At 65.8% G+C, this 26,893-nt stretch carries 25 protein-coding genes; 7 read left to right on the top strand and 18 right to left on the bottom strand.

Translation table 11 applies throughout. The features are described from left to right. Positions 1 to 2 precede the first annotated feature (2 nt). Positions 3 to 1,778: a copper resistance system multicopper oxidase gene (locus HOP03_05250; protein ID NOT87569.1), complete on the top strand. Its 1,776-nt coding sequence runs from the start codon at positions 3 to 5 to the stop codon at positions 1,776 to 1,778. Further along, on the top strand, positions 1,775 to 2,671 hold the full coding sequence (locus tag HOP03_05255; protein NOT87570.1) for a copper resistance protein B: 897 nt from the start codon (positions 1,775 to 1,777) through the stop codon (positions 2,669 to 2,671). Before HOP03_05250 ends, HOP03_05255 begins: the two co-directional genes overlap by 4 nt. A 109-nt stretch (positions 2,672 to 2,780) precedes the next feature. Here HOP03_05255 and HOP03_05260 read toward each other — a convergent pair whose 3' ends face one another. From HOP03_05260 to HOP03_05300, 9 genes are all read right to left on the bottom strand, one after another. Further along, on the bottom strand, positions 2,781 to 4,730 hold the full coding sequence (locus tag HOP03_05260) for a S8 family serine peptidase (protein ID NOT87571.1): 1,950 nt from the start codon (positions 4,728 to 4,730) through the stop codon (positions 2,781 to 2,783). Between the two features lie 389 nt (positions 4,731 to 5,119). Beyond that, positions 5,120 to 5,521, bottom strand: a complete 402-nt coding sequence (locus tag HOP03_05265) for a SirB2 family protein (protein ID NOT87572.1) — start codon at positions 5,519 to 5,521, stop codon at positions 5,120 to 5,122. A 70-nt stretch (positions 5,522 to 5,591) separates the two neighbouring features. After that, positions 5,592 to 7,865 carry a nitric-oxide reductase large subunit gene (locus HOP03_05270; protein NOT87573.1) on the bottom strand — a complete coding sequence of 758 codons (2,274 nt, stop codon included), beginning with the start codon at positions 7,863 to 7,865 and terminating at the stop codon, positions 5,592 to 5,594. Positions 7,866 to 7,965: 100 nt separating this feature from the next. Continuing rightward, entirely contained in the window at positions 7,966 to 8,688 is a 723-nt protein-coding gene (locus tag HOP03_05275; GenBank protein ID NOT87574.1) for a helix-turn-helix domain-containing protein, read from the bottom strand. Positions 8,689 to 8,737: 49 nt separating this feature from the next. Further along, positions 8,738 to 10,129 carry an oxygen-independent coproporphyrinogen III oxidase gene (gene hemN / locus HOP03_05280; GenBank protein ID NOT87575.1) on the bottom strand — a complete coding sequence of 464 codons (1,392 nt, stop codon included), beginning with the start codon at positions 10,127 to 10,129 and terminating at the stop codon, positions 8,738 to 8,740. A gap of 66 nt (positions 10,130 to 10,195) precedes the next feature. Next, positions 10,196 to 10,984, bottom strand: a complete 789-nt coding sequence (locus HOP03_05285; protein ID NOT87576.1) for an EEP domain-containing protein — start codon at positions 10,982 to 10,984, stop codon at positions 10,196 to 10,198. Between the two features lie 46 nt (positions 10,985 to 11,030). Next, positions 11,031 to 11,888 (bottom strand): thiol:disulfide interchange protein DsbA/DsbL, encoded by an 858-nt coding sequence (locus HOP03_05290; protein ID NOT87577.1) that lies wholly within the window; start codon positions 11,886 to 11,888, stop codon positions 11,031 to 11,033. Between the two features lie 68 nt (positions 11,889 to 11,956). Next, a complete protein-coding gene (locus HOP03_05295; protein ID NOT87578.1) occupies positions 11,957 to 12,598 on the bottom strand; it encodes a thiol:disulfide interchange protein DsbA/DsbL in 642 nt (213 codons plus the stop codon). 149 nt (positions 12,599 to 12,747) lie between these two features. Then, positions 12,748 to 13,530: a cytochrome c4 gene (locus HOP03_05300; GenBank protein ID NOT87579.1), complete on the bottom strand. Its 783-nt coding sequence runs from the start codon at positions 13,528 to 13,530 to the stop codon at positions 12,748 to 12,750. A 162-nt stretch (positions 13,531 to 13,692) separates the two neighbouring features. Between HOP03_05300 and HOP03_05305 the strand changes: the two genes are divergently transcribed. Further along, positions 13,693 to 14,307: a YihA family ribosome biogenesis GTP-binding protein gene (locus HOP03_05305; protein NOT87580.1), complete on the top strand. Its 615-nt coding sequence runs from the start codon at positions 13,693 to 13,695 to the stop codon at positions 14,305 to 14,307. Between the two features lie 4 nt (positions 14,308 to 14,311). Here HOP03_05305 and HOP03_05310 read toward each other — a convergent pair whose 3' ends face one another. The 5 genes from HOP03_05310 to HOP03_05330 all read right to left on the bottom strand — a co-directional run bounded on the left by HOP03_05310 (position 14,312) and on the right by HOP03_05330 (position 18,677). Next, positions 14,312 to 14,692 carry a DUF2007 domain-containing protein gene (locus HOP03_05310; GenBank protein NOT87581.1) on the bottom strand — a complete coding sequence of 127 codons (381 nt, stop codon included), beginning with the start codon at positions 14,690 to 14,692 and terminating at the stop codon, positions 14,312 to 14,314. Between the two features lie 79 nt (positions 14,693 to 14,771). Continuing rightward, complete coding sequence (locus HOP03_05315; GenBank protein ID NOT87582.1) at positions 14,772 to 15,218, bottom strand: hypothetical protein; 447 nt, start codon at positions 15,216 to 15,218, stop codon at positions 14,772 to 14,774. 186 nt (positions 15,219 to 15,404) lie between these two features. Continuing rightward, positions 15,405 to 16,319, bottom strand: coding sequence for an ABC transporter permease subunit (locus tag HOP03_05320; GenBank protein NOT87583.1), 915 nt, complete (start codon positions 16,317 to 16,319; stop codon positions 15,405 to 15,407). Between the two features lie 61 nt (positions 16,320 to 16,380). Further along, entirely contained in the window at positions 16,381 to 17,076 is a 696-nt protein-coding gene (locus tag HOP03_05325) for a VIT family protein (protein NOT87584.1), read from the bottom strand. A 26-nt stretch (positions 17,077 to 17,102) separates the two neighbouring features. Next, positions 17,103 to 18,677: a peptide ABC transporter substrate-binding protein gene (locus HOP03_05330; protein ID NOT87585.1), complete on the bottom strand. Its 1,575-nt coding sequence runs from the start codon at positions 18,675 to 18,677 to the stop codon at positions 17,103 to 17,105. Between the two features lie 129 nt (positions 18,678 to 18,806). Between HOP03_05330 and HOP03_05335 the strand changes: the two genes are divergently transcribed. Then, on the top strand, positions 18,807 to 20,186 hold the full coding sequence (locus HOP03_05335; GenBank protein NOT87586.1) for a glutamate--cysteine ligase: 1,380 nt from the start codon (positions 18,807 to 18,809) through the stop codon (positions 20,184 to 20,186). A gap of 194 nt (positions 20,187 to 20,380) precedes the next feature. Further along, the gene (ppc, locus tag HOP03_05340) at positions 20,381 to 23,080 is read left to right on the top strand and encodes a phosphoenolpyruvate carboxylase (protein NOT87587.1); all 2,700 of its coding nucleotides are present in this window, start codon (positions 20,381 to 20,383) and stop codon (positions 23,078 to 23,080) included. Positions 23,081 to 23,274: 194 nt separating this feature from the next. On the opposite strand, the gene HOP03_05345 is transcribed toward ppc, so the two are convergent. The 4 genes from HOP03_05345 to HOP03_05360 form a co-directional block, all read right to left on the bottom strand. Further along, positions 23,275 to 23,571, bottom strand: coding sequence for a hypothetical protein (locus tag HOP03_05345; GenBank protein ID NOT87588.1), 297 nt, complete (start codon positions 23,569 to 23,571; stop codon positions 23,275 to 23,277). Between the two features lie 303 nt (positions 23,572 to 23,874). Continuing rightward, complete coding sequence (locus tag HOP03_05350) at positions 23,875 to 24,534, bottom strand: lysoplasmalogenase (GenBank protein NOT87589.1); 660 nt, start codon at positions 24,532 to 24,534, stop codon at positions 23,875 to 23,877. A gap of 16 nt (positions 24,535 to 24,550) precedes the next feature. Further along, positions 24,551 to 24,979, bottom strand: a complete 429-nt coding sequence (locus HOP03_05355) for a hypothetical protein (GenBank protein ID NOT87590.1) — start codon at positions 24,977 to 24,979, stop codon at positions 24,551 to 24,553. A gap of 23 nt (positions 24,980 to 25,002) precedes the next feature. Continuing rightward, complete coding sequence (locus tag HOP03_05360; GenBank protein ID NOT87591.1) at positions 25,003 to 25,347, bottom strand: hypothetical protein; 345 nt, start codon at positions 25,345 to 25,347, stop codon at positions 25,003 to 25,005. 57 nt (positions 25,348 to 25,404) lie between these two features. Here HOP03_05360 and frmR point away from each other — a divergent pair, with 57 nt between their 5' ends. Both frmR and HOP03_05370 read left to right on the top strand, forming a co-directional pair. Next, positions 25,405 to 25,680: a formaldehyde-responsive transcriptional repressor FrmR gene (gene frmR, locus HOP03_05365; GenBank protein ID NOT87592.1), complete on the top strand. Its 276-nt coding sequence runs from the start codon at positions 25,405 to 25,407 to the stop codon at positions 25,678 to 25,680. A 48-nt stretch (positions 25,681 to 25,728) separates the two neighbouring features. Beyond that, the gene (locus HOP03_05370; protein ID NOT87593.1) at positions 25,729 to 26,838 is read left to right on the top strand and encodes an S-(hydroxymethyl)glutathione dehydrogenase/class III alcohol dehydrogenase; all 1,110 of its coding nucleotides are present in this window, start codon (positions 25,729 to 25,731) and stop codon (positions 26,836 to 26,838) included. Positions 26,839 to 26,893: the final 55 nt, after the last annotated feature.

Here is a 26,893-nt window from a genome sequence, read left to right on the forward strand (position 1 = left end):
CGATGTCTTCCTCTTCTTCTTCCCGCGATCCCGCCCGTCGCCGTTTCGTGCAGGGCCTCGCTGCGGGCGGCGTGGTCGCTGCGTTCGGTTGGCCGCGCTCGGGCAACGCCGCCGCACCCGTGCTCGCGGGCAGCGATTTCGATCTGTCCATCGGCGAGCTGCCGGTGAACTTCACCGGCCGCACGCGTATCGGCGTGGCGGTCAACGGTTCGGTGCCGGCGCCGACACTGCGCTGGCGCGAGGGCAGCACGGTCGAGCTGCGCGTGAGCAACCGATTGCCGCCGCATTCGATCCACGGCCGCACGACGTCGATCCACTGGCACGGCATCCTGCTGCCCGCGAACATGGACGGCGTGCCGGGCATGAGCTTCGACGGCATCGGCCCGGGCGAAACCTATCGCTACCGTTTCGCGCTGAAGCAATCGGGCACGTACTGGTATCACAGCCACTCCGGTTTCCAGGAACAGGCGGGGCTGTACGGCGCACTGATCGTCGATGCCGCCGAGCCGGAGCCCTTCGCCTATCAGCGCGACCATGTGGTGTTGCTGAGCGACTGGACCGATCTGGCGCCGGCCGATCTATACGCGCGGCTGAAGAAAATGCCGGGCCACGACAACTATTCGAAGCGCACGGTCGGCGATTTCCTCCGCGATGCGAAGCGCAACGGCCTGGGCGCGACGCTCGAAGATCGAAAGCTCTGGGGCGAGATGCGGATGACGCCGACCGATCTGTCCGACGTCAACGCGCACACCTACACCTATCTGATCAACGGCACGACATCGCTGGGCAACTGGACCGGGCTGTTCGCGCATGGCGAGAAGGTGCGGCTGCGTTTCATCAACGGTTCGTCGATGACCCATTTCGACGTGCGCATTCCGGGCCTGACGATGACCGTGGTCGCGGTGGATGGACAGCATGTGCATCCGGTGACCATCGAGGAATTCCGCGTGGCGCCAGCGGAAACGTTCGATGTGATCGTGACGCCGAACGGGCAGGATGCGTTCACGATCTTCGCGCAGGATCTCGGCCGCACCGGCTGCGTCAGCGGCACGCTGGCGGTGCGCGACGGCCTGCGCGCGCCGGTGCCGACGGTGGACGCGCGACCGATCCTGAGCATGGCCGATATGGGGCATGGGGGGATGGACGGCATGGATCATGGAAAGATGGATCACGGCGGCCACGACATGTCCGCCATGAAAGACATGTCGATGAAAGGCATGGAAGGTGGCTGCGGCGCCAACATGCAGGGGTCGATGCAAATGCATCCCGCCAGCGAAACCGGCAACCCGCTGGTCGACATGCAGACCATGACACCAGCACCGAAACTCGACGACCCCGGCATCGGGCTGCGCGACAACGGCCGCAAGGTGTTGCGCTATTCGATGCTGCGCAGTCTGTTCGACGATCCCGACGGCCGCGATCCGGGTCGCGATGTCGAACTGCATCTGACCGGACACATGGAACGCTTCGCGTGGTCGTTCAACGGCGAACCCTTCGCCAGCGCCGGGCCTTTGCGGATGAACTACGGCGAGCGCCTGCGGATCGTGCTGGTCAACGACACCATGATGACCCACCCGATCCATCTGCACGGCATGTGGAGCGATCTGGAGGATGCGGACGGCGCGTTCATGGTGCGCAAACACACCATCGACATGCCGCCGGGCACGAAACGCTCCTACCGCGTGCGCGCAGACGCGCTCGGCCGCTGGGCCTACCACTGCCATCTCCTGTACCACATGGAAGCGGGCATGATGCGCGAAGTGCGGGTGGAGGCATGATCGCCATGCGCATCCGCCATCGCGGCATCGCCATCATCGCCACCGCCGCGCTGGTCGCCGGCAATGCGCAGGCGCAACAGCACGACCACGGTCGACATGCTGCCCAACCGGTCGAATCGCAAGACGACATCGTCGATCACTCGAAGATGGACCATGCGCAGCACCGGGCCACATCGACGCAGCCACCGCTCACACCGATTCCACCGCTCACCGACGCGGATCTCGAAGCGGCGAAACCGCCTGCGCACGCCCACGATCACGGCAGCGGTGTGTTCAGCTATCTGCTGTTCGATCGGCTCGAAACATGGGCCGCCGATCGGGGCAGCGGACAGGCCTGGGAAGCGCAGGGCTGGATCGGCACCGACCGGCACCGACTCTGGCTGCGCAGCGAAGGCGAACGCAGCGGCGGACGCACCGAAAGCGCGGATCTCGAAGTGCTGTACGGCCGGCCGGTCGCGCGCTGGTGGGATCTGGTGGTGGGTGTCCGCCACGACCTCGCGCCCGGCCCGCAGCGCGACGACATCGCGATCGGCGTGGTCGGCACCGCGCCCTACAAGTTCGAGGTCGAAGCCACCGCCTATCTCGGCGCATCGGGACGAAGCGCGGCGCGGATATCGACCGAATACGAACTGCTGCTCACCCACCGGCTGATCCTGCAACCGAAGATCGAAGCCGAATGGCACGGCCGCGACGACCGATCGCGCGGCATCGGTTCCGGATTGGGAAAAGTCGAAACCGGCCTGCGCCTGCGCTACGAATTCACCCGGAAGTTCGCGCCGTATGTGGGCGTCGTGCACGAGCGCAGCTTCGGCGCGACTGCCGACCTGCTGCGCGATGAAGGCGAAGCTGCGCACGACACCCGCATGGTCGCCGGGGTGCGGTTCTGGTTCTAGCGCCGCGATCCGGCATCTGCAATCGTCGACGGACTACCGTCGTGGCGCGCCGAAGCGCGCCACGACAGGAGGCCTCCACGAAAAACCGCGGGGCAAGTCCTTGCATCGATCACATGATCGCCCAGGCCCAGCCCAGCCACTTCGGCGTGTGCTGGCAACTGAACTTGACCACGCGCAACCGGTATGTGCCCGTCATCGGGGCGACGAAATCGACGATTTCGTAGGTGTTGTCCCAGCTCAACGAGGTGGCCACGATCGCGTTGTTGGGCGCCAGGATCTGCATGTCGAGATCCGAACCCGGCCGATTGGAATAATTGGTATTGGCCGCGTATGGATTGGCGTCCCAGGCCATCGCCACGCGCACGCGACGTCCGGCCTGCACGTTGACGTTGCTCACCACCCACAGGAACGGCGAGGCACAACTGTAACTGGTGCCGCCCCAGGTGCCGTTGCCATGACCCGCGACCCGGTCGGCGAAGTCGGCGTTGATGCCGCCGGCGCCATCGTGCTGGCTGAGCCGCGCCGCGCCCTCGAGATTCGCGGTCGCAGTCGCCATGAAGATCGACTTGACCGATTCAGGCCATATCCGCAGCCAGTGGTTGCGGCGCATGACCAGCGCCGCAGCGCCGGCCACCATCGGTGCGGCGAAACTCGTACCGCTGACGCCGCTTGGCGAGGTCAACCCGGTGCCCTGGGTCGTCACGATGTTGACGCCGGGCGCTACGACTTCGGGTTTCTCGCGATCGCCGAATTGCGAAACCGGGTTGCCGGAACTGGAAAAGCCGGCCATCGCCCATGGCCAGACGCGGTCGTTGAAGGCGCCGACCGTGATCACGTTGTAAGCCTGCGAAGGATTGAGGACCCGATTGCCCAGGCCGCTGTTGCCGGCGGCGACGACAACGGTGCGCCAGTTGTCCTGGACGATCTTGTCGTAGAAGCGCTCGAAAGAACCGGGGCTGCTGGAGATGTTGCCGCCGAAACTGAGATTGATCGCGTTCGCACCCCAATTGACGGCACGCGTACTGCTGGTCTGCAACAGGCTTTGCAGGCCGATACAGGCACCACCGGACCACAAGGACGCGTCGCGACCGATGCCGCGCTGGAAGCCGTGCCAACTGCGCATCACGCCCGCCACCGAAGTGGCGTGCCAGAAACTGCAATTGGGATTGGGTATTTCGAGCGCGACGCCGGCGAGGAATGGATTCCCCGGGGTGATGGTGCCGCCCACTTCGACCAGCGCGATTTTTTCGTTCAATCCGGTATTGCCGACCGCATGCACCTGATAGGCGCCGATGGTATTGCCTGAAATGGACAGCAGCGGTTTGTACTCGTCGTCCGCATAGATGGCGCCGACGCCGCCGGACAGGCTGAGATCGCGCAGCTCGCCCGCGGGTACGATCGCGGAGATCGACGAGGTGCCGGTATCGGCGACCGGCTCGTAGCCGAGCGCCCGCAGTCGACCGACCATCGCCGCCGTGGACTCGGCGGCGATCGCGGCATTCTGCTCATCCAGCTGTTTGTAGAGCGTCTGGATCTTGCGATCCGTCTCGGGAGACTCCTGCACGGGCGGCAGTTTGTCTTCGGTCGGGTTCTCCACCGAAGCGAACTCCGGACGCATCAGCGAAACATCGCGTACCCGGTCCATCCAGAAAACGACCGGCACCGGCTCGAGGGGATCGAGTCTTTCCGCCGTCTCCGCAAGATGCCTGTCGACCCGGCCGTATTTTTCGAGCGAGAGTTCGTGCTCGCGCTTTTCCAGCGACAGGAGATCGACTTCCTGCGCCGACTCGTCCAGCGATACCGCATGGATGACATTGGATTTCTTTTCCTCGATCTTGTAGCTGTAGACGATACGGCCCTGCAATTCGAAGCCGCCGGCTGCGACGTTCTGCAGCGACAGTTCGTCGATGCCGACGCCAAGACGCTGGGCGACGATTTCCAGCGCCTTGCGTTCGTGATCGTTTTCCTGCGCGTACGCGGCATTGCTCGCGGTGAACATCAGTGCCATCAGGCATGCCGTTGCGAGCGCGCATTTTTTCTGTTGCTTTTGTCGTGCCATGACTTGATTCTCCAGTGGGATACGGACTGTACGGCGGCCACGCAATGCGGCCGTGACGTCTTGGCGGTAAGCGGGATGTGCGCGGCCCCTGGCCTCCCTGCGACTGTTTTCTGCGGACGACGCCAAACGCACATCGCGATCGAGAACAGCAAACATCAATGGTGCCGGCACCGCATTCGCGGATCTTCTGCGTCGCAGTGTCGAACGCACTTTTCACATACGGCTTTTCGACCCGCAACTGTCAGAAAAAACAGGCTGTCGTTCAGGATATTGGAAGGCCGGATACGGCGCCGGGGTGCATCGCGCGGCCGTCGCTTCGATTTATCGCGGGTGGAGATGCCCGGGGCGACCGATATCAACCGATGCCGATCATCGGCACGCAATTTGCTTCAAGTCGGAAGCAGTACGAGCAAGCCCAACGGATGATGCATCCGCGCGACGCTGGCCATGGACAGGTATGTCGCCATCGCGGCGACGAAACAGATCCGTCTCGCGCGCGGCGTGCGTGCCCGCTTCAGCGCGAAACTTCCGAGAACCACATACACGACCAGCAGCGCGAGTTTCGTCGCCAGCCAGCCGTTCGCGAAGACGCCGCCGGGCAGGGTCGCGAGCAACATCAGCGCGGCGGTGAGCAATACGGTATCGATACTGTAGCTGGCAAGCCGAACGGGCAGCACCATTGGCCAGCGCGCGTCCGTGAGCACGCCCGCGCCGCGCAGGAAGAACAGCGTACCGCTGAGTACGACGCAGACGATGTGCACCAGGCGAATCTGCGGATAGAACTCGATCATGGACACCCCTCGTCCGGCGCTGCATGCCACCTTCTCCCCACGTGCGGGGAGAAGGAAAGCAGCGAGTCACTCACGGCTTGACCGCTTCACCGGCTGGCAATGCGGGCTTGCGTTTCGGCGCCACCCACAGCCGGAACACGAACCCGCTGACCAGCAGCGCACCGATGCTGAAGATGGTGTCGCCGGGCACGCGCATCCACACCAGCAGATCGAAGATGGGCTTGCCCATGAACTCGGCGGAGCGCGCGTACCAGTATCCGTGCTCCAGTGCCGCCTGCAATTGCAGGATGCCCATCGGCAACAGCGTGAGCAATGCCATCAGCGTCAGACCGATGTTGAGCGTCCAGAACGATCCCGACAGCAGCTTTTCGTTCCATACCGCTTCGGGTTTCAGCCCACGCACGCAGAACAGCAGCAGACCGATGCCGAGCATGCCGTACACGCCGAACAGCGCGGTGTGGCCGTGCAATGGCGTGAGATTCAATCCCTGCATGTAATACAGCGCCAGCGGCGTATTGATGAGGAAGCCGAACAGGCCGGCGCCGACGAGATTCCAGAAACTCACCGCCAGGAAAAACAGGATCGGCCAGCGATAGCGCTGCATCCACGGCGTGGCGTGACTGTGTTTCCAGGTGTCATAGGCCTCCAGCCCGATCAATGCCAACGGCACGACTTCCAGCGCCGAGAAGCTGGCGCCCAGCGCGATCACCGCCGTGGTGGTGCCCGTGAAGTACAGATGATGGAAGGTGCCGAGAATGCCACCGGCCATGAAAACGATCGTCGCGAACAACACATTGACGGTCGCGGTCGTGCCGCGGATCAGTCCGAGCTTGACGAAGATGAAGCTGATCACCGCAGCGGCGAACACTTCAAAGAAGCCTTCGACCCAAAGGTGCACCACCCACCAGCGCCAGTATTCGACCATCGAGATGTGCGTGTGCTCGTTCCACATCAGGCCGGCGCCGAACAGCAGACCGATGGCCACGGTGGAGAGGAACAGCAGGCCGATGATCGATGAGGTCTCATCCTTGCGCCGCAGCGCCGGCCACAGCGCGCGGCCGACCAGGAACAGCCACAGCAGCAGACCGATGAACAGGAACCACTGCCAGAAGCGACCGATGTCGGTGTATTCCCAACCCTGATGGCCGAACCAGAAATTGTTTTCGAGACCGAGCTTCTGCATCACCGCGAACCATTGCCCAGTGAACGCGCCGACAACGATGATCAACAAACACGCAAACAATACGTTCACGCCGAGTCGCTGGAATTTCGGCTCGTGCCCCGACACTGCGGGCCCGATATACAGCCCGGTGGCGAGCCACGCGACCGCGATCCACAGCACCGCGAGCTGCGTATGCCAGCTGCGGGTGAGCGAATACGGCAGGATGTCCGAGAGCGCGAAGCCGTAGGCCTGCTGACCTTCCACCTGATAGTGCGCGGTGGTCGCGCCCAGCAGTATCTGCACCAGGAACAGCGCCAGCACCACCCAGAAATATTTCGCGGTGGCGCGCATCGATGGCGTCGGCACCAGCGCGCGCAGCGGGTCGGTCGCGGGCGGTGTCACAGACGCTTCCCTGCCGTGCCAGACCGCGTAATGCCAGCCGAGCAGACCGATGCCGGCGATCATGAACATCACGCTGAACACGGTCCAGATCAGACTCGACGATGTGGCTGTGTTGCCTACCAGCGGCTCGTACGGCCAGTTCTGGGTGTAGCTGACGGCCTGATCGGGCCGATTGGTGACCGTGGCCCAGCTGGCCCACCAGAAGAATGCGCCGAGCGACCGACGATGCGCTTCATCGGGCACCGTGTTCTCGCGCATCGCGTAGGTTTCGCGCAGCGCGCGGGTCTCGGGTGCGTTCGAGAACAGGCTGTTGTAATGCGCCGCCACCTGCGCGAGCGCCTGCGCGCGTTCGGCGCTGATCACGATAGTGCCGCTGCCTGCGTCATAGGTGTTGGCGCGGATCAGCGGCTTGAGTTCGGCCTGCAGTTTTGCGCGGTCGCCGTCTCCCAGCGCGTCGTACGGCTTGCCGTACGCGCTTTGCGCGCGCAGATCGAGCCATGCGACGGCTTCGCGATGCAGCCCGTCGGCAGTCCAGTCGGGCGCGACCAGTGCGCCATGGCCCCAGATTGAGCCGAGCTGCTGGCCGCCGATGCTCTGCCAGACTTGGCGGCCCTGTTCGATGTCGGCGCGGGAATAGACAGTGGTGCCGTCTGCGATGACGACCGCCTCGGGCATCGGCGGTGCCTGCCGATAAACTTCTCCGCCCATCCAGAGCAGGGTGCCGAAACCGACGATGAGCAGGGCGGCGAGGCCCAGCCAAAGTCTGCGGGTGGTGGACATGGGAAGACTCCTCCGGAAGGTGGAGGAGATGGTCGATGCGGCGCGCGCCGCGGTCGATGACGCAGGTCAAGCAACCCGCAGATGGAGATACGTGCGCCGGTTACTCGCGCAGCACCGGCGCGGCCAGCACCATCAGCGCATCGCGATCGAGCAGTTCCACATCGCGGCGCTCGATACGCAACAGTCCGTCGTCGTCGAAGCGCCGCAACACCCGGCTGACGGTTTCCGGCGCGAGCCGCAGATAGTTGGCGATATCGGTACGCGCCATCGTCAGCTGGAAGCGGTTGGCGGAAAATCCGCGCTCGGACAATCGCCGCGACAGGCCGATCAGGAACGCCGCCATGCGCTGGTCGGCCGACCAGTCGCCGGCGAGCAGCGCGGCGCGGCCGATGTCGCGGCTGAGCAGGCGGAACAATTGCTTCTGCACACCGGGCAGACGCGTGGCGAGCACCGCGATCTTCGGAAACGAGAACCGGCACAGCATCACCGTGTCCAGCGCGATCGCGTTGCAGGGGTAATGATCACCGTCGATCGCATTGAGGCCGATGACCTCACCGGGAAGATGGAACCCGAGCACATGTTCGCGCCCATCGCGATCAACGACGTAGGTCTTCACCGTCCCGGCGCGCACTGCGGCGATGGCCTCGAACGGATCGCCTTCGCGGAAGATGTGTTCGCCGGTGTGGAACGGACCGACATGCTCCACCAGCACGTGCAGATCCTTCAGCGCGCGCTTGTCCATGCCCTCGGACATGCATGCCTGCGAGAACGCGCAGGTGGTGCAGAAATGGAATTCGTCGCCATCGTCGGACAGCGTGCGCATGTCGACGCGCGGAAAAGGCAGTCGCGTCACGCGTCCCCCTTGGCGTGGTTCAGATGGCCTTCGAGAACCGGGGCTTGTCGGCTGGCTGCTGGAGATAATGGTCGAAGCACATCGCGATGTTACGCAATAGCAGGCGGCCACGGGCGGTCACATCGATCCGTTCCGGGCCGATCTGCACCAGGCCGTCGGCCTCCAACGGCCGCAGCCGTTCCATCGCATCGGCGAAGTAGACGGCGAAGTCGATGCCGTAGCGGCGCTCCAGCGCCGAAATCGGAATCTCGCCCTGGCACATCAGCCGCTGGATCAGGTCGGCGCGCAGCTGGTCGTCCTCGGACAGCACCATGCCGCGGAACACCGGCAGCCGGCCCTCGTCCAAGGCCATCTGCCAGCTCGGCAGGTCGCGCGGATTCTGGCTGTAGCTGTCGCCGATATGGCTGATCGAACTCACGCCCAGACCGATCAGGTCGCTGTCGGCATGGGTGGTGTAGCCCATGAAATTGCGGTGCAGGCCGCCGCGTTCCTGCGCCTGCGCCAGTTCGTCGTCGGGCAGCGCGAAGTGATCCATGCCGATGTAGACGTAGCCGGCGGCGGTCAGGGTTTCGATCGCCAGCTGCAGCAGCGCGAGCTTGGTTTCGGCATCGGGCAGCAGGCTGGCGTCGAGTTGGCGCTGGGCCTTGAACATGTCCGGCAGATGCGCGTAGCTGTAGACCGCGAGCCGGTCCGGGCGCATCGCGATCACCGTCTCCAGCGTGCGCCGGAAACCGTCGGGCGTCTGGTTCGGCAGGCCGTAGATCAGGTCGATGTTGACCGAGCGGAAGCCGTGGGTGCGACAGGCGTCGACCACCGCGCGGGTCTGTTCGATGCCCTGGATGCGGTTGACCGCTTCCTGCACCGCCGGGTCGAAATCCTGTACGCCCAGGCTGGCGCGATTGAAGCCGGCCAGTGCCAGCTCGGCGATGTCCTGCGGCGACACCGTGCGCGGGTCGAGCTCGATCGAGATATCGCGGTCGTTGGCCTCGCTGAAACGGAAATGGCGCTTGAGCACATCCACCGTGCAGCGCAATTGGGTGGGCGTGAGGAAATTCGGCGTGCCGCCGCCGAAATGCAGCTGGATGACTTCGCGGTCGCGGTCGAACAGCGGCGCGATCGCCGCGATCTCACGGCACAGATGGGTCAGGTAAGCATCGGCGCGGGTCTTGTCGCGGGTGATCACCCGGTTGCAGCCGCAGTAGAAACAGGGGCTGAGGCAGAACGGCACATGGACGTAGATCGACAGCCGGCGCGGGATCGGGTCGCCGTTGCTGTCGTGGATCGCACGACGCAAAGCGTCTCCGTCGAAGCCCGCCGTGAACTGCGGCGCGGTCGGATAGGACGTATAGCGCGGGCCGGGCCGATCGTAGCGGCGCAGCAGTTCGACGTCGAAGGCGAGATTCGGGATCATGCGCAACAGCGTAGGTGCCGCCCGCCGTTGCCGCCTTGACTCAAATCAACATCGGCGGCGGGTCGCTCAGCCGAGCAGCGCCACCGGCACGTCCAACTCGATCGACAGTGCCAGATGGTCGGACCAGGCCGCCGGCATCGCGCGCATGCCGGCGCATTGCAGGCCATCGCTGACCAGGATGTGGTCGATCGCCCGCTGCGGGCGCCAGCTCGGAAAGGTGTGCACGGTGCAGGCCGGCGGTTGCAGCCGGGTGCGCTGGAACAGGAGCGACATCTCCGGCTGTTCGGCGGTGCAGTTGAAATCGCCCATCAGCACCGAATGCGGATGGTCCTGCAGCAGCTCGCCGATGAAGGCCAGCTGCGACCTGCGCGAACCGGCACCCAGCGACAGATGGGCCACGGCAATGGTCAGGCTGTCGGCGTCGCGGCCGAAGCGGGCGATCAGCACGCCACGGCCGGAGATGCGGCCGGGCAGCGGATGTTCGCTGACGTCGACCGGCTCCATCCGCGACAGCAGGGCGTTGGCGCTGGACGCGACCATGCCCACCCGACGGTTGGGCTGGTGGCTCCAGAAATCGAAGCCCGCGCGCTCGGCGAGGTAATGGGTCTGGTTGGTGAAGCCGGAGCGCCAGCTGCCCGGGTCGCTTTCCTGCAGGCCGACGATGTCGTGCTGCGCGGCGAGTTCGGCGATGGTGTCGAGCGAGTTCTGCTTGTCGCCCAGCGGCAGCACGTGCGACCAGCTGCGGGTCGCGTAGTCGGTGTAGCGGCGGGTGCTGGTCCCGGCCTGGATGTTGGCGCTCAGCAGCTTCAGCCGCCGCAGCGTGGCGGCAGGCGTGGCCGCGTGCCGCCCGGTCATGGTCGTCGTGGTCGAATCCATCCCTCGGGCCGGAATCCTGCGCGGCTCAGGGCGTTGCCGGGGCGGCGGTCTGGGCGAGTTCGTGGGCGATCAGCGCATCGACGATCCGGAACCGGTCCTCGGCACTGCGACCGAGCGCACTGTACTTGCCGTTGACCATCAGCGTCGGCGTGCTGCTGACGCGCTGCGACACGATGTACTGCTTGGCCTTGTTGAACTTGCCGGTGACCGCGAAGCTCTTCATGTTGCCGGCGAACTGCTTGGCGTCGACGCCGAACTGGGCGTAGAACGCGGCGATCTCGGCGTCGCTGTCGTTGCCGCGCTCGCCCTTGAGCCTGTTCTCCAGATGGATGCCGTCGTAGACGCGATCGTGCGCCTTGTCGGCGATGCCCATGGTCTGCGCGGCATAGAAACTGCGCACGTACTGGTCCCAATTGCCGCCGAACGCCGCCGGTACGTAGGTGAAGCGCACGTTGGCCGGCATTCTCTTCTTCCAGCTCACCACCAGCGGCTGGAACGCGGCGCAGGCCGGACAGACGTAGTTGAAGACTTCGACCACTTCGACCTTGCCGTTGAGCGGCTCGAACGGCTGGCCGTTCTCGATGATCTCGTAGTCCACGCCGAGCTTGAGGCCTGGAATCTCGTCATTGGCGGCGGCAGGCGCGGGTTCGGCCGGTGCGGGCGCGGCGGCGGGATCGGTGGCCGGCGCGGGCGCGGCGTTCGGGTCGGCCGATGCCTTGGCGGCGGCTTCGGCGGCGGCCATCAGTTCGGCCTCGCTGGGCGCGGCAGCGGTGGTGGCCGCATCGGGCGCCGGCGCAGCTGCTTCATCCTGCTTGCCGGTACAGGCCGACAGGGCAGACAGCGCGAACGCAGCCAGGAGGGCGAGGGTCAGGTGTCGCTTCATCGTGGATCTCCTGTCGGATTCTGGAAACTGCGCGTCGTGCGCGTCAGCATGCGTATTCGATTTCAATTTCAGCGTTTCTTGGCGGCGGCGCGTTCGAGCGCGATCAGCGCATCGAGCACCCGCATCCGGTCCTCGGCATCCCGCGTACGGACGACATACTTGCCGTTGACGATCAGCGTGGGCGTCCCGCCGACGCGGTTGGCGACGGCGAAATCGTGCGCCCGGGCCATCTGCGCCGCGACCGCCTTCGACTGCATCAGGCCGACCATCCTGGCCCGGTTCAGACCGCGCTGCGCGAACCAGGTTCCGATCTCGTCGGCCGTGGCGTTGCTGCGCGGCAATACACCGGCCTCATGGATGGCGTCGAACAGCGGCTGATGGGTCTTGGCCACCGCCTTGACGCTGTCCGCCGCAAAATAGGCTTTGCCGTAGGCGTCTTCCTTGTCGAAGGCGGCCGGCACATACGTGAAGCTCACGTCGGCCGGGATCGTCTTCTTCCAGGCGTCCACGTAAGGCTGGAACGCCGCGCAGTGCCCGCACCAGTAGGCGAAGACCTCCACCACCTCGATCTTGCCGTTCGGCGCCTGCCAGCGCTGGCCCTTGTCGAGCACCTCGTAATCCTCGCCGACCAGCGGCGGACTGGCGGGCGCCTGCGCGCAAGCGGTCAGCGGAAGGAGCAGCAACAGCAACCAGAGGAAGGAGCGCGACATGGGTGGAATCCAGGAGTGCTTGCGGGGAGTGGAGGAAACAAAAACGCCAGCACAGAGGATGTCCGTGCCGGCGTTCCAATTCAAGCGTGGTGAGCGGGGATCGATTGCAGACGCAGGGTCCTGGACAGGCAGCCGCACGTCGCTGCCGATCAACCCTTGCCGCCGCCTTTCTGCTCGGTGCGGGCGTGGAGGCCCTGCATGTAGCTGGCGAGCGACTGGATTTCTTCATCGGTGAGCGACTTCGACACCGTGGCCATCACATTGAACAGCGCCGCGTCGCGCACCGTGGTGGTGCCGGTGCGGTATTCCTGCAGGCGACGGGCGGTGTACCACGACTGCTGGCCGCCCACGTGCGGATACGCCGGGCCCGGATTGCCGGCGCCAGAGGGGCCGTGGCAGGCCATGCAGGCCGGGACATCGCGGCTGGCGTCGCCGCTGCGGTAGAGCTTCTGGCCGACTTCGTAGAACTTCATGCCCTTGTTGGGGCCGCTGGCGATCACGCTGTCGTCGGCGATGCCCGCACCGGACCTCTGGGTCGCGAAGTACGCGCCGATATCGCGCATGTCCTGGGCGCTGAGGGTGCTGGCGAAGGGGGACATGAGCGCATTCACGCGCTCGCCGCTCTTGAACAGGGCCAGTTGATGGGAGATGTAGCGCTCGCTCTGGCCGGCGATCCGCGGGTAGAGCGTCGGGTCGGTGGCGTTGCCGTCCAGCCCATGGCAGGCGGCGCAGGCGGCGGCCTTCGCCGCACCGGCGGTGGCGTCGCCGCCGTTGGCCTTGGCCAGTTCGGCCGTCGCCGAGGCATCCAGCGGCACGGCTTCGACCGGAGCGGCCTCGGGCACGGGCGCGACCGTGGTCTGGGCGATGGCGGCAGCCGCCGCGACCGCGAAAACCGCAAGACCGGCAAAACCGTAGGCACGGGCGTGACGCATGCTCAACACTCCAGAAAACAACCGAATAGACGGGGCACAGGGCTGGCAGGACGCCAGCCGCAGGCCGAAACCATCGAATTATCGTCGCGGTGCCGGACAGGGTCAAACGGCAATCGTGCTGGTCGTGCCGGACATCATGCCGGGCCGTGCGATCCTATGCCCATGGCCACCCCCCCGAACCCGTTCGCCCGCGCCGACTATCTGTTGGCTGCCCACACCCCGCGCCAGCTGCCGCCCGATGGCGGCTTCGAAGTCGCCTTCGCCGGCCGCTCCAACGCCGGCAAATCCAGCGCCCTCAACGCCCTGTGCCAGCAGAACGCCCTCGCCCGGGTGTCCAAGACCCCCGGCCGCACCCAGCAACTGGTGTTCTTCGGCCTGCCTCCGCACGAGGCCAAATACCTCGTCGACCTGCCCGGCTACGGCTACGCCAAGGTGCCGAAGGATCTGCAGGCGCACTGGCAGGCCTTCCTTGCCGACTACTTCCGCAGCCGCGAAGCCCTCAAGGGCCTGGTGGTGGTGATGGACATCCGCCACCCGTTGAAGGACTACGACCGCCAGATCATCGGCTACGCGGTCGAAAACAATCTGCCGGTCCACGCGGTGCTGACCAAGGCCGACAAACTCGGTCGCGGCGCCGGCCTGAACATCCTGCAGGCGGTGCGCAAGGACCTGCAGGCCACCTACGGCGACAGCGTCGCCGTGCAGACGCTGTCTTCGGAATCGAAGGCGGGCGTGGATGAGCTGCGGCAGGTGGTGGCTCGGTGGTTGGCGGTGTAAGCACTCAACCCTGCGCGTAGCGGAACACGAACGACGCCGCCAGAGCGCCGCCGATGACGATGCACAAGAACAGGATGGCCGCCTTCGCCAGCGAATAACCGCCGCCCGCGGCGCGTTGCGGCATGTCTTCCGGCGGCGCTTCGTTGTCCGACAGCTCGTCTTCCAACTCCACCGGCTCGGCGCTTTCCCATTCGTCGACGATGACGCGCGCAGCGTCGGCATTCTCGTCGGCCACATGCACCAGGATTTCGGTATTCGCCGGCAGCTCGCCGACCGCGCCCTGCAGATATTCGCCCTGGATGAAGGCGGGAATGCCTTCGTTCTCCAGCAGCTGGCGCATCAGGTGCGCATCGGCGATGTTCGCGGCGCGGTAGACGATGAGCATGCGAAAGACCGGAAGCTGCGGGTGCGGACGCTTCCGATCTTATCCCGCTTCGATGCCGCGTGCGCCGGCGAATCCGCCCTCAACCGCACGAGAAGGGAATCGTGTAGCTCTCGTTGGTGATCGGATAGTAGACATCGCCCACCTTGGGCACGGCGACGATGACGTACATCCGGATCAGCTGCCCATAGGCGGGGAAACCGTAGATCGCGACCCCATTGGTCCAGGTTCGGTGCTCGAAACGGAAGGCTTCGAACCATTGGCCGTTCGACTGCAGGTAGTGGACCGCAAGCAGGCCGCGTGCGCGGGTGCTTTTGCGGTGCGCCGCGTAGTACACCACTGGCCATTGCGGAACGCCGTTGTCCGGAGGCGGCTGTTGCTGACAGGTGCTGGCCGAATACAGAACGGTCGACGGAACATATGCGAGCTTGAAGATGTGCGAACCGGCCGCTGCGCTCGGTGCGTATCCAAGACCGACGATGATGGTGAGCAGTGCGGCCATCGCGCCGCGCAGGAATTTCGACTTCATGGTTGCGCTCCTCGGGGGATGATGGAAGGCAAGTGGGTCGTCGACGGCAGGGCCTATCGTGGCGCGACTACGCACGCACGGAACCACGCCACGGCCCGGCGATACGCCGGACGTTTTCTTCTACGCCGGAAAACAGCCATTCGCAAGCGTATCGAAGCCGCGCACGCAGAACGCCGCGAATGCGCTTCAGGCATCCCGCAGCCGCGGATCCATCCATGCGCGCAATGCATCGACCAGCGTATTGATCGCCACGATCAGCGCACCGACCACCAGCACCACGCCCAGCACCAGGGTGTAGTCGCGGTTGAGCGCGCCCTGCACGAAATAGCGGCCCATGCCGGGGATGCCGAACACCTGTTCGACCACGGCGGAGCCGGTGACGATGTTGATCAGCGCCGGCGACAGCCATGCGACCACCGGCAGCAGCGTCGGCTTGAGCGCATGCGCGAACAGCAGCCGCGCTTCCGACAGTCCGCGCGCGCGCGCGGCGGTCAGATATTCGGCATGGAGGATGTCGATCATCGACGCGCGGGTGAGCCGCGCGCAGTAGGCGATGTTCGGCAGCGCCAGCGCGATCACCGGCAGCACGATGTTGCGCCCTTCGCCCCAACCGCCCGCCGGCAGCCAGTGCAGCGTCACCGCGAACAGCAGCACCAGCAGCGGCGCGACCACGAATTTCGGCACCGCGAGACCCAGCCCCGCGAACAGCATCAAACCGTGATCCAGCCACGAGCCCGCGCGCAGCGCCGCCCACACGCCCAGCGGCACGCCGCAGAGCAGCGCGAGCAGCAGCGCGAGGCCGCCGTTGAGCATCGACACCGGCAGGGCCTGCGCGACCAGTTGGTTGACGGTGTAGTCGGGGTACTGGAACGACGGGCCGAGATCGCCACCTGCCACATCACCCAGCCATGCCGCGTACTGCGCCGGCAGCGGGCGGTCGAGCCGGTACTTGGCCGCCAGCGCGGCCTGCACTTCGGGCGGCGCGGATTTTTCGGTATCGAACGGCCCACCCGGCGCCGCGCGCAGCAGCACGAAGCACAGCGTGGCCAACAGCCACAGCGTCAACGACGCTTCGAGCAGGCGCGCAGCGAAACGTTTCATCGGGCCTGTTCGATCATCGGGGCTTGTTCATCGGTGCCAGTTCCAGCGTGCGCGCTGCGGTTCAGACCTGCACGTCGAACAGCCGGCCGATCACGGCCGCCGCGCCCATCGCCATCGCGCCCCAGAAACCGACGCGCAGCGCGCCGCGCAATTTCGATGCACCGCCCGCCCAACCGGCGAGCGCACCGGAGCCCAGCAGCGCCACCAGGCTCACCGCCGAGGTGACGGTTTCGATCCGGCCCGCAGGTGCGATCAGCACCGAGCCGATCGGCAACAGCGCACCGATGCCGAACGCGGCGGCCGAGGCGATCGCCGCCTGCAGCGGGCGCGCGCTGAGCGCATCGGTGATGCCCAGTTCGTCGCGCTTGTGCGCGCCCAGCGCATCGTGCACGGTCAGCTGCTGCGCGACCTGCGCCGCGAGATCCGTCGTGAGGCCGCGCTTGACGTAGATATAGGTGAGTTCCTGCAGCTCGTGCTCCGGCTCTTCGGCCAACTCGCGCGTTTCCTTGGCGATGTCGGCCGCCTCGGTGTCGGCCTGCGACTGCACCGAAACGTATTCGCCTGCGGCCATCGACATCGCACCCGCAACGATGCCGGCCACGCCGCTGCCGAGCACGGCACTGGTGCTGGCGCCGGTCGCGGCCACGCCGACCAGCAGACCCGCGATGGAGATGATGCCGTCGTTGGCGCCGAGCACGGCGGCGCGCAGCCAGCCCACGCGGTCGGTGCGATGTGTTTCCAGATGCCAGCGGCGCATCGAGCGCTCCTCGAAAGTGGATAGGGCTATTGTCGCAGCTGCAGCCAGCGCGAGGGGTGGCGATCGAGCGGATTCGCCTCGAACCCCACCACCCGCGGCGAGACCAGATGCTTGGACGTGTAGAAGTACAGCGGAATCAAAACATGCGCGTGCAGCAAACGGGTTTCGGCGGCGCGCAGCCATGCATTGCGCACGATTTCGCTGCGCGCGGCATCCGCATTCGCGAACAGTTCCCGATAACGCGCATCGTCGTAGCCGGGCCAGTTCAGCGCACCATCGTCGGCGAAGGCGCCGAGGAAATTGCGCGCGTCGGCGACATCGCCGATCCAGCCGCCGCGGAACACCTGGGTGATCGCGCGCTGTTTGCGGTTCTGCACGAACACTTTCCACTCTTCGTTGCGCAAGCGCACGCGCACGCCCAGCGTGTCGCGCCACATCGCGGCGACCGCGAGCGTGAGCCGGCGATGCGGCGTGGACGTGTTGTAGCGCAGTTCGAGGGTCAGCGGATTGGCGTCGGAATAGCCGGCCGCGCGATACAGCGCTTTCGCACGCGCCTCGCGCCGCGCCTGGTCCCAGTCCGCCCAGTGGATCTTCGCGGCGTCGTAACCGGGAATGCCCGGCGGCACGATGCCGTAGGCCGGGGTTTCGCCCAGACCGGTGATGTAGCGCGTGAGCTTGTCGCGGTCCACCGCGAGCGACAGCGCTTCGCGCAGCCGCGGATCGTCCTTCAACGGCGGCCTGGTGACATTCATGCCGAGCCAGAATGCGCCGATGTAAGGAGCGATCCGAAGCTGCTTTCCGAAACGTTCGCGCAGTTTCGGCAACGGCTGCGGCGGCGCGGTTTCGGTGATGTGCAGATCGCCGGCCGCGAAGCGCTGCAGTTCGGCCGCGGCATCCTCGGTGACGTGGAAACGCACGCGCGCGATCCGCACGCGCATGGCATCGTGGAAACGCGGATTGCGTTCGACCGTGAGATTCGCCTGCGGTGTCCACGCGACCAGCCGGTACGCGCCGTTGCCCACCAGGTGCCCGGGCCGGGTGTGCTGATTGCCGTACCGGGCCACCGCCGGCAGATACACCGGAAACGCGATCGGCAGGGTCAGCAACGCGGGCAGCGAGACCTGTCGCGTCGTGCGGATGCGGATCGTGCGCGCGTCCGGCGCATCGATGCCCAGCGTCGTCGGCGACGACTTGCCCGACTGCACGGCGCTCGCGTTGAGCACCGCATCGAACTGTTCGGCGAACGGCGCGGCGGTCTCCGGCGCGAACGCGCGGCGGAAACTGTCGACGATCGCCGTCGCCGTCAGCGCTTCGCCATTGCTCCAACGCAGGCCCTCGCGCAGATGGAAGGTCCAGAGGCGGCCATCGGTCGACACCTCCCAGCGTTCGGCCATGCCGGGAATCAGACGCCCGGCGGCGTCCTCGGTCACCAGACCTTCGTAGAGATCGCGCAACACGTTGCCGCAGGCCACTTCCTGGCAACGATGCGCGTCCAGCGTGGCGGGCTCCGGGCCGTTGCCGCGATCGAGCTGCGCCACCGGCCGCGCCTGCGCGGCGGCTTCGATGGAACACAGACAGAGCAGCAGGGCAACAATGCGCATCATCGAGGGCGTCTATAGTGCGGAACTTGCGATGTTAGGGTATGGCCCCCATGTCGCCTATCCGCGCGTCAGTCGCACCTGTCCGGCCTCCGATGCGCTCTTGTTGTCGTCCCCCACTGCGGAACCTCCATGTCCAGCCCCAGCCATGTCGCCGATACACCCATCACCGATCGCGACCAACTGGTGGCGGTGCTCGCCTCGGGCGAGAAGCCCAAGGCCGACTGGCGCATCGGCACCGAGCACGAGAAGTTCGGTTTCCGTCGCGACGACCTGCGTCCGCCCGCGTTCGATGGCGAGCGCGGCATCGAGGCGCTGCTCACCGGCCTCACCCGCTTCGGCTGGGAGCCGGTACAGGAACATCTCGGGCAAGCGCCGAGCCACACCATCGCGCTGCTCAAGAACGGCGCCTCGGTCACGCTGGAGCCGGCCGGCCAGCTCGAGCTGTCGGGCGCGCCGGTGGAAACCATCCACGACACCTGCGCCGAGATCGGCAGTCATCTGAAAGAAGTGAAGACCGTCGCCGACGAACTCGACATCGGTTTCCTCGGCATGGGCTTCCAGCCGAAATGGCGCCGCGACGAGATGCCGTGGATGCCGAAAGGCCGCTATCGGATCATGCGCGATTACATGCCGAAAGTCGGCTCGCTGGGACTGGACATGATGACCCGCACCTGCACCGTGCAGGTGAATCTGGACTACAGCAGCGAAGCGGACATGGTGAAGAAGTTCCGCGTCTCGCTGGCGCTGCAGCCGATCGCGACCGCGCTGTTCGCCGATTCGCCGTTCACCGAAGGCAAGCCCAACGGTTATCTCAGCTACCGCTCGCACATCTGGACCGACACCGATCGCGATCGCACCGGCATGCTCGACTTCGTGTTCGACGACGGCTTCGGCTACGAGCGCTACGTCGATTATCTGCTCGATGTGCCGATGTATTTCTCGTACCGCAACGACGAATACATCGATGCGAGCGGCCAGAGCTTCCGCGATTTCATGGCCGGCAAACTGCCGGCGCTGCCCGGCGCGCTGCCGACGCTGCGCGACTGGTCGGATCACATGACCACCGCGTTTCCGGAAGTGCGGCTGAAGAAATTCCTGGAGATGCGCGGCGCCGACAGCGGCCCATGGAGCCGGATCTGCGCGCTGCCGGCGTTCTGGGTCGGCCTGCTGTACGACGACGCCGCGCTCGACGCGGCCTGGGATCTGGTCAAGGATTTCAGCATGGACGAGCGCAACGCCCTGCGCGACGGGGTGCCGAAACTCGCGTTGAACGTACCCTTCCGCAACGGCACCCTCGGCGACCTCGCCCGCGAGGCGGTGAAGATTTCCGTCGCCGGCCTGCGCCGTCGCGCCGCGCTCAACGCCAGCGGCGCCGACGAGACCCGCTTCCTCGAACCGCTGGTCGAGATGGCCGAGGCCAACGAAACCGCCGCCGAACGCAAGCTCGCGCTGTACCACGGCGAATGGAATGGCGACATCGACCGCGTGTTCCGCGAGTTCGCGTACTGAAGACCGGAATTCACTGCGCTTCCGCGGGCACGGCGGCTTTCAACAGCCGAATGGCTGGTCAAGCCCCCGCACCGACGGAAGCGCCCCGCTCCCGCAGATGCACCTCGACAAGGACGGTCATGCACACGAATACATATCCAGACAGACCGCGGTTTGTGTAGGCTCAACGATTCGCAATCCCGCTGCGAGCCACCATGCGCGTCCGCGACACCCTCGAATTCGCCGAAACCGACACCCTGCTGCGCGACGACGTGCGGCGGCTGGGCGCGATGGTCGGAGACATGCTGGCCGAACAGGTCTCGGCCGAACTGCTGACCCAGGTCGAATCCGTCCGCCGCGCCGCGATCGCGCGCCGCGAGCAGGGCAAGACCATCGACGAACTGGCGGCCCGCCTTGCCGCCGTGCCGATGGAGGATGCCGACGCCCTCGTCCGCGCCTTCGCCGCCTACTTCGGCGTCGTGAATCTGGCCGAACGCATCCATCGCATCCGCCGCCGACGCCACTACCAGCGCAGCAGCGCCGCGCCGCAGCCCGGCGGCCTGTACGCGGTGCTGCGTTCCCTGCGCGAGGACGGCGTCACCCTGGATGAGCTGCGCGAACTGCTGCCGCGGCTGCGCATCGAGCCGGTGTTCACCGCGCACCCGACCGAAGCCTTGCGCCGTGCGCTGCTGCTGAAGGAACGCACCATCGTCGAGCGGCTGATCGCCGACATCGACCGCCAGCGCACCCCTGCCGAACGCGGCGCCGACACCGCGCGCATCCGCCAGGCGCTGACCGCGAGCTGGCAGACCGCCGACACGCCGCCGCACCAGCCCACGGTCGCCGACGAAGTCGAACACATCGGCTTCTATCTCAACAACGTGCTCTACCGCGCGCTGCCGGTGTATTACGAAGCGTTCGCGGATGCCGTGGAAGCGGCGTACGGCGAGCGCTTCGAGCTGCCGCCGATGCTGCGCTTCGGCACCTGGGTCGGCGGCGACATGGACGGCAACCCGAACGTCGGCGCCGACACCATCCGCGCCGCGCTGTCGGCGCAGCGCGCGCAGGTGTTGGCCAACTATCGCGCCGATCTGCATGCGCTGGGCGAAATCCTCACCCAGAGCCGCGACCGCGTGACCGTCGACGACGCCGTCGAGGCGCGCATCGCCGGATACATCCTGTGCATGCCCGCCGCCGCCGCGAAACTCAGCCCGCGCCTGTCGGACATGCCGTATCGGCAACTGCTCGACCTGATGCGCGCGCGGCTGTCGGCGACGCAGACCGGCGAAGCGGTGGGCTACGCCGATGCCGATGCGTTCATCGCCGATCTGCAGCTCATCGACGCCAGCCTGGTCCGCCATCGCGGCGAACACGCCGGCCGCTTCGCGCTGCAGCGCGTGCGTTGGCGCGCGCGCACCTTCGGCTTCCACCTCGCCACGCTCGATCTGCGCCAGGATTCGGGCACCCACGACACCGCAGTCGCCGCCCTGCTCGGCGATCCGCAGTGGTCCGCGCGCGCGCCGGCCGAGCGCATCGCGCCGCTGCACGCGCTGATCGCCGGCAGCGCCGACGTCCTCATCGACGCGCCCGCCGCGCAGCCGACGCTCGCGGTGATGCGCACCGTCCGCGAGGCGCGCGCCACCTTCGGCGCGCATGCGTTCGGCCCGTACATCATCAGCATGAGCCGCAGCGCCGCCGATGCCCTCGCGGTGCTGGCGCTGGCGCGTGTCGCGGGCTGTATCGAAGGCGATGACGTGCCGCTCGATATCGCGCCGCTGTTCGAGACCATCGACGATCTGCGCGCCGCGCCCGCGATCATGCGCGCGCTGTTCGACGACCCGGTCTACCGCCGCCATCTGCAGGCGCGCGACAGCCAGCAGACGGTGATGCTGGGCTATTCCGACAGCGCGAAGGACGGCGGCATCCTCGCCTCGCGCTGGGCGCTGCAGCGCACCCAGGTCGAACTGCTGGAACTCTCGCAGCAGGCCGGCGTGCGCATCGTCTTCTTCCACGGCCGTGGCGGCTCGGTCAGCCGCGGCGGCGGCAAGACCGAACGCGCGATCATCGCCGCGCCGCGCGGCACCGTCGACGGCGTGCTGCGCGTGACCGAACAGGGCGAAGTGATCCACCGCAAATACGGCATCCGCGCGCTGGCGTTGCGCAATCTCGAACAGGCCACCGCCGCCGTCATGCGCGCCAGCCTGCGCCCGCGCCCGCAGGAACCGCGCGAAGCCGGGTGGCGCGCACTCGCGACCGAACTCGCACAGGTCTCGCGCTCGCACTACCGCGCGCTGGTCCACGAGCACGAGGACTTTCCCGCGTACTTCCGCGTGGCGACGCCGATCGACGTGATCGAACGCCTGCGCCTGGGCTCGCGGCCGTCGAAACGCCGCGAAGGCGGCATCGAGGCGCTGCGCGCGATCCCGTGGGTGTTCGCATGGTCGCAGAACCGCTCCGGCCTCACCGGCTGGTACGGCGTCGGCACCGCGCTCGCCCACGGCATCGCCACCCACGGCCACGATGCCATCGCCGCGATGGCCCACGACTGGCCGTTCTTCGCCGCGATGCTGGACGACATCGAAATGCTGATGGCGAAATCCGACCTCGCCATCTTCGAGCGCTACTCGCGCCTCGCCGGCCCGCTGCACGACGTGTTCTACCCCGACATCGCCGCAGAATTCGAACGCACCGCCGACACCCTGCTGTCGCTGCGCAACCGCAGCCAACTGCTGCAGGACGACTACCGCCTCCGCCTCTCGATCCGCCTGCGCAATCCCTACGTCGATCCGATCAGCCTGCTGCAGGTCGAATTGCTGCAGCGCTGGCGCGACGCCGAGCGCGAGGACGACGCGCTGTTCCAGGCGCTGGTGGCCACCGTCAACGGCATTGCAGCGGGTATTCAAAATACGGGATGAGCTTCGTAGGGTGGTGGTGAGCGCAGCGAACCCCACCATTCGGATGCATCGATCATCGCAGACCCGTAGCCCGGGTAAGCGCAAAGCGCGCACCCGGGACAGAGTGAAGCACGTCTCTCCGAAGATCCCGGGTGCGGCCTTCGGCCTTACCCGGGCTACATCACTGCGCTCAACGCAACCTACCTGCTGAAGTCTCAACGGTTGTTGATGATCACGATCAGCATCACGATACCGATCACCGTGCCCAGCCCACCGCTCACGATGCCGATCCATGTGCGGAGTTTGCTGGCCTTCGCGCCATAGGCGGATTCCTGCATCTTCCATTTCTTCATCGACAGCATGCCCAGAAGCACGGCGATCGGGCCCAATACCACTCCGAATCCGCACAGCACCACGGACCCGATGCCCAGCCAGCAGGAAATCGCGGCGAGCGGATTGGTGGGAATGATCGCATCGAGCACGGTGACGGATGGGCGGTTCTGGTCGGTCATGGTGTGCCCTGATATTGGATGGGTTGCGGATTGGCGACACGGGCAAGCGCAACGCACGCACCCGGGACAACGTGAAGCATGAATTCCGGGTGCGGCCTATGGCCTTGCCCGGCCTGCGCCATTGCCGTCGACGACGCTTTTCGCAGGATGGGTTGAGCGCAGCGACGCCCACCATTGTACGTGCCGCATCCGTCACGGGATCAGAAACAGGAACCGTAAATATGATTGACGATACCGGATTGGAAAGCGATGGGTATCGCTGCGCTCAACCCACCCTGCCTGCCGTCCGGTAACCGGTATGGATCAACTCCGCAGCACCGACTTCGCGATGCACCACTGCGCGATGTAGTACGTGCCCAGCACCAGAAGCGCGGGCATCGGGATATTGCCGGCGAAACGATCCCACGCCAACAGGCTGTCGCTGGCGACGAAGCACACCGCACCCGCCGCCGCAAAGCGTACGCTGCGCGGCATCGCACCCGAGAGCGCCGGTGTCCATGCGCGCGCCAGCGCAACACCGGCCATCGATGCCAACACCGCGACGTAGGCGATCACCGGCACTTTCAATTCCGCTTCGATGCGCGGCAGCAAACCCGCAAGATTCACGAGCGCCACCGCCGCGATCAAGATCAAACCACCCGCCTTGGCCTTGGCCGACGAGCCCGGCACGAATGCGACGATGTAGCAGACGTGCGCCAGCAGGAACGCAATCAGGCCGGCTACGAAATGATCGCCCGGCAGCATCAGGCAGACATCCCCCACCAAGGACAACGACATGCCCGCCAGCACCGCGCGCCTGTAGCGAGCAGTCACGACCGGCTGTGCCGACGCTGCCAGCCAGAGGATCGACAGCGTCGCCAGTGGCTTGCCCGCATAGTGCAGCCAAAGCCACGGGCCACCGAGCATGGCACCGATGATGGCGGCAGCGGGTAGAACCCAGAGAGATGTCGAATGTCGGGGCATCGTCGATGGCCTGCAACTACACCGTGCACAAAGCCGCTGACCGCACATGGACGATCAGTACGACCATGCTGAAGATCGACCAGATCAAGACCCAACCGACGATCAGGTCCCGCTTACCCGCTGCGTTTCGCGGCCATTGCTTCGACAGGTAGATGAGCAGACCAGCCTCGACAACGATGACAAACGCTGTTGCCACAAAGCCCAGCATGCCCATCAGGCAGGCATACGCATCAATCGAATCCAGACTCGTGACCACTGCGGCCGAGCCTGCGGCCAACGCTTGCAGCGCGGTCGCCACAAGCAGGCCGCGCATGATGCCGCTGCGAAACCTCAAACGGAAAGTGGCGAGGCAAGCCAGGATCATCCACACCGTTGCCAAAAGCAGGGCCCAGCCCCAACCGGAGAAAAGGTTGAAAAGCGTGATCTGCAAACGGTCCCAGTGCACCAGCTCTCTCCTGATGAAATGACTCAAGTTTGAATCAAACCGGCCGGCACAGCGAATTCGACGGGAGTGAATGATCGAAACCCGACATCCGCGCCGAGTTTGAATGCGCCACCGACATGCTCCTTGCGACGCACACCAGCAGTGTCGGGATCAATCCATGCTGGAACCGGCATATTGGCATCACATGCTATCTCGTTTTTTCCAGCAATCGCCCATACCACCTTCATGCCATTGCGGTGTCTGCTGCAACCAGAAAAAACATCGTGGCTTGCGTCGCAGCTGAGAATGCATTCCCCCTTTGCACGATAGGTGGAGAAAGGAGATGCGCGTCGCGTCTTCCGGTGGTCCTGGCGCCATTCGCGCTGCATGGCTGGACATCCCGTGTCCGCGCCCTATACTCCCCCCCACTACCAGAGCCGTTCGCCATGCCCCACTCCCCCGCCGAGAAAAAGAAGGCCCTGACCCGTTTGCGCCGCATCCGCGGGCAGACCGACGCGCTGGAGCGCGCGCTGGAGGCGGGCAGCGACTGCGGTGCCGTGCTGCAGCAGCTGGCGGCGATCAGGGGAGCCGTGAACGGGTTGATGGCGGAGGTGCTGGAAAGTCATCTGCGCGAGGAGTTCGGTACGCTCGCGGCCAGGGATGCCGCCAAGGAACACCACGTCCAGCAAACGATCGCGCTGGTCCGTTCATATCTCAAATAACGTCTTCTCGAATAACGTCTTCGTCCAGTCTCTTCTTTGGAGTTCGCCATGAAATCACGCGCCGCCGTCGCCTTCGGTCCCGGTCAACCGCTGCAGATCGTCGAGATCGACGTCGCTCCGCCGAAAAAGGGCGAGGTGCTGGTGAAGATCAGCCACACCGGCGTCTGCCACACCGATGCGTTCACGCTGAGCGGCGACGATCCGGAAGGCCTGTTTCCCTGCGTGCTGGGCCATGAGGGCGCGGGCGTGGTGGTGGAGGTCGGCGAAGGCGTGACCAGCGTGAAGCCGGGCGACCACGTGATTCCGCTGTACACCGCCGAATGCGGCGAGTGCCTGTTCTGCAAATCCGGCAAGACCAATCTCTGCGTGTCGGTGCGCGCGACCCAGGGCAAGGGCGTGATGCCCGATGGCACGTCGCGGTTCTCATACAACGGCGAGCCGATCCATCACTACATGGGCTGCAGCACTTTCAGCGAATACACGGTCGTCGCCGAAGTGTCGCTGGCGAAGATCAATCCGGAAGCCAACCACGAACATGTGTGCCTGCTCGGCTGCGGCGTGACCACCGGGATAGGGGCTGTGCACAACACCGCGAAGGTGCAGGCCGGCGATTCGGTCGCGGTGTTCGGGCTCGGCGGCATCGGTCTTGCCGTGATCCAGGGCGCGCGCCAAGCGAAGGCCGGCCGCATCATCGCCATCGACACCAACCCGGGCAAGTTCGAGCTGGCGACGCAGATGGGCGCCACCGACTGCGTCAATCCGAAGGATCACGACAAGCCCGTCCAGCAGGTGATCGTGGAGATGACCGGCTGGGGCGTGGACCACAGCTTCGAGTGCATCGGCAACGTCAACGTGATGCGCGCGGCACTGGAATGTTCGCATCGCGGCTGGGGCCAATCGGTGATCATCGGCGTGGCCGGCGCCGGTCAGGAGATCTCCACCCGCCCGTTCCAACTGGTGACTGGCCGGACCTGGAAGGGAACCGCGTTCGGGGGTGTCAAGGGGAGGACGCAGTTGCCGGGGATGGTCGAGGACGCGATGCGGGGAGATATCGAACTCGCGCCGTTCGTCACCCACACGATGGGTCTGAACGACATCAATCACGCCTTCGAGCTGATGCACGAAGGCAAATCGATCCGCTCGGTGATCCATTTCTGATCCGGGATCGTCGTGCGCTTCACGGCGCGCATCCCGTGCGTCGTGTCCATCCACA

The organism is Lysobacter sp. (assembly GCA_013141175.1).
GTDB lineage: Bacteria > Pseudomonadota > Gammaproteobacteria > Xanthomonadales > Xanthomonadaceae > Lysobacter_I.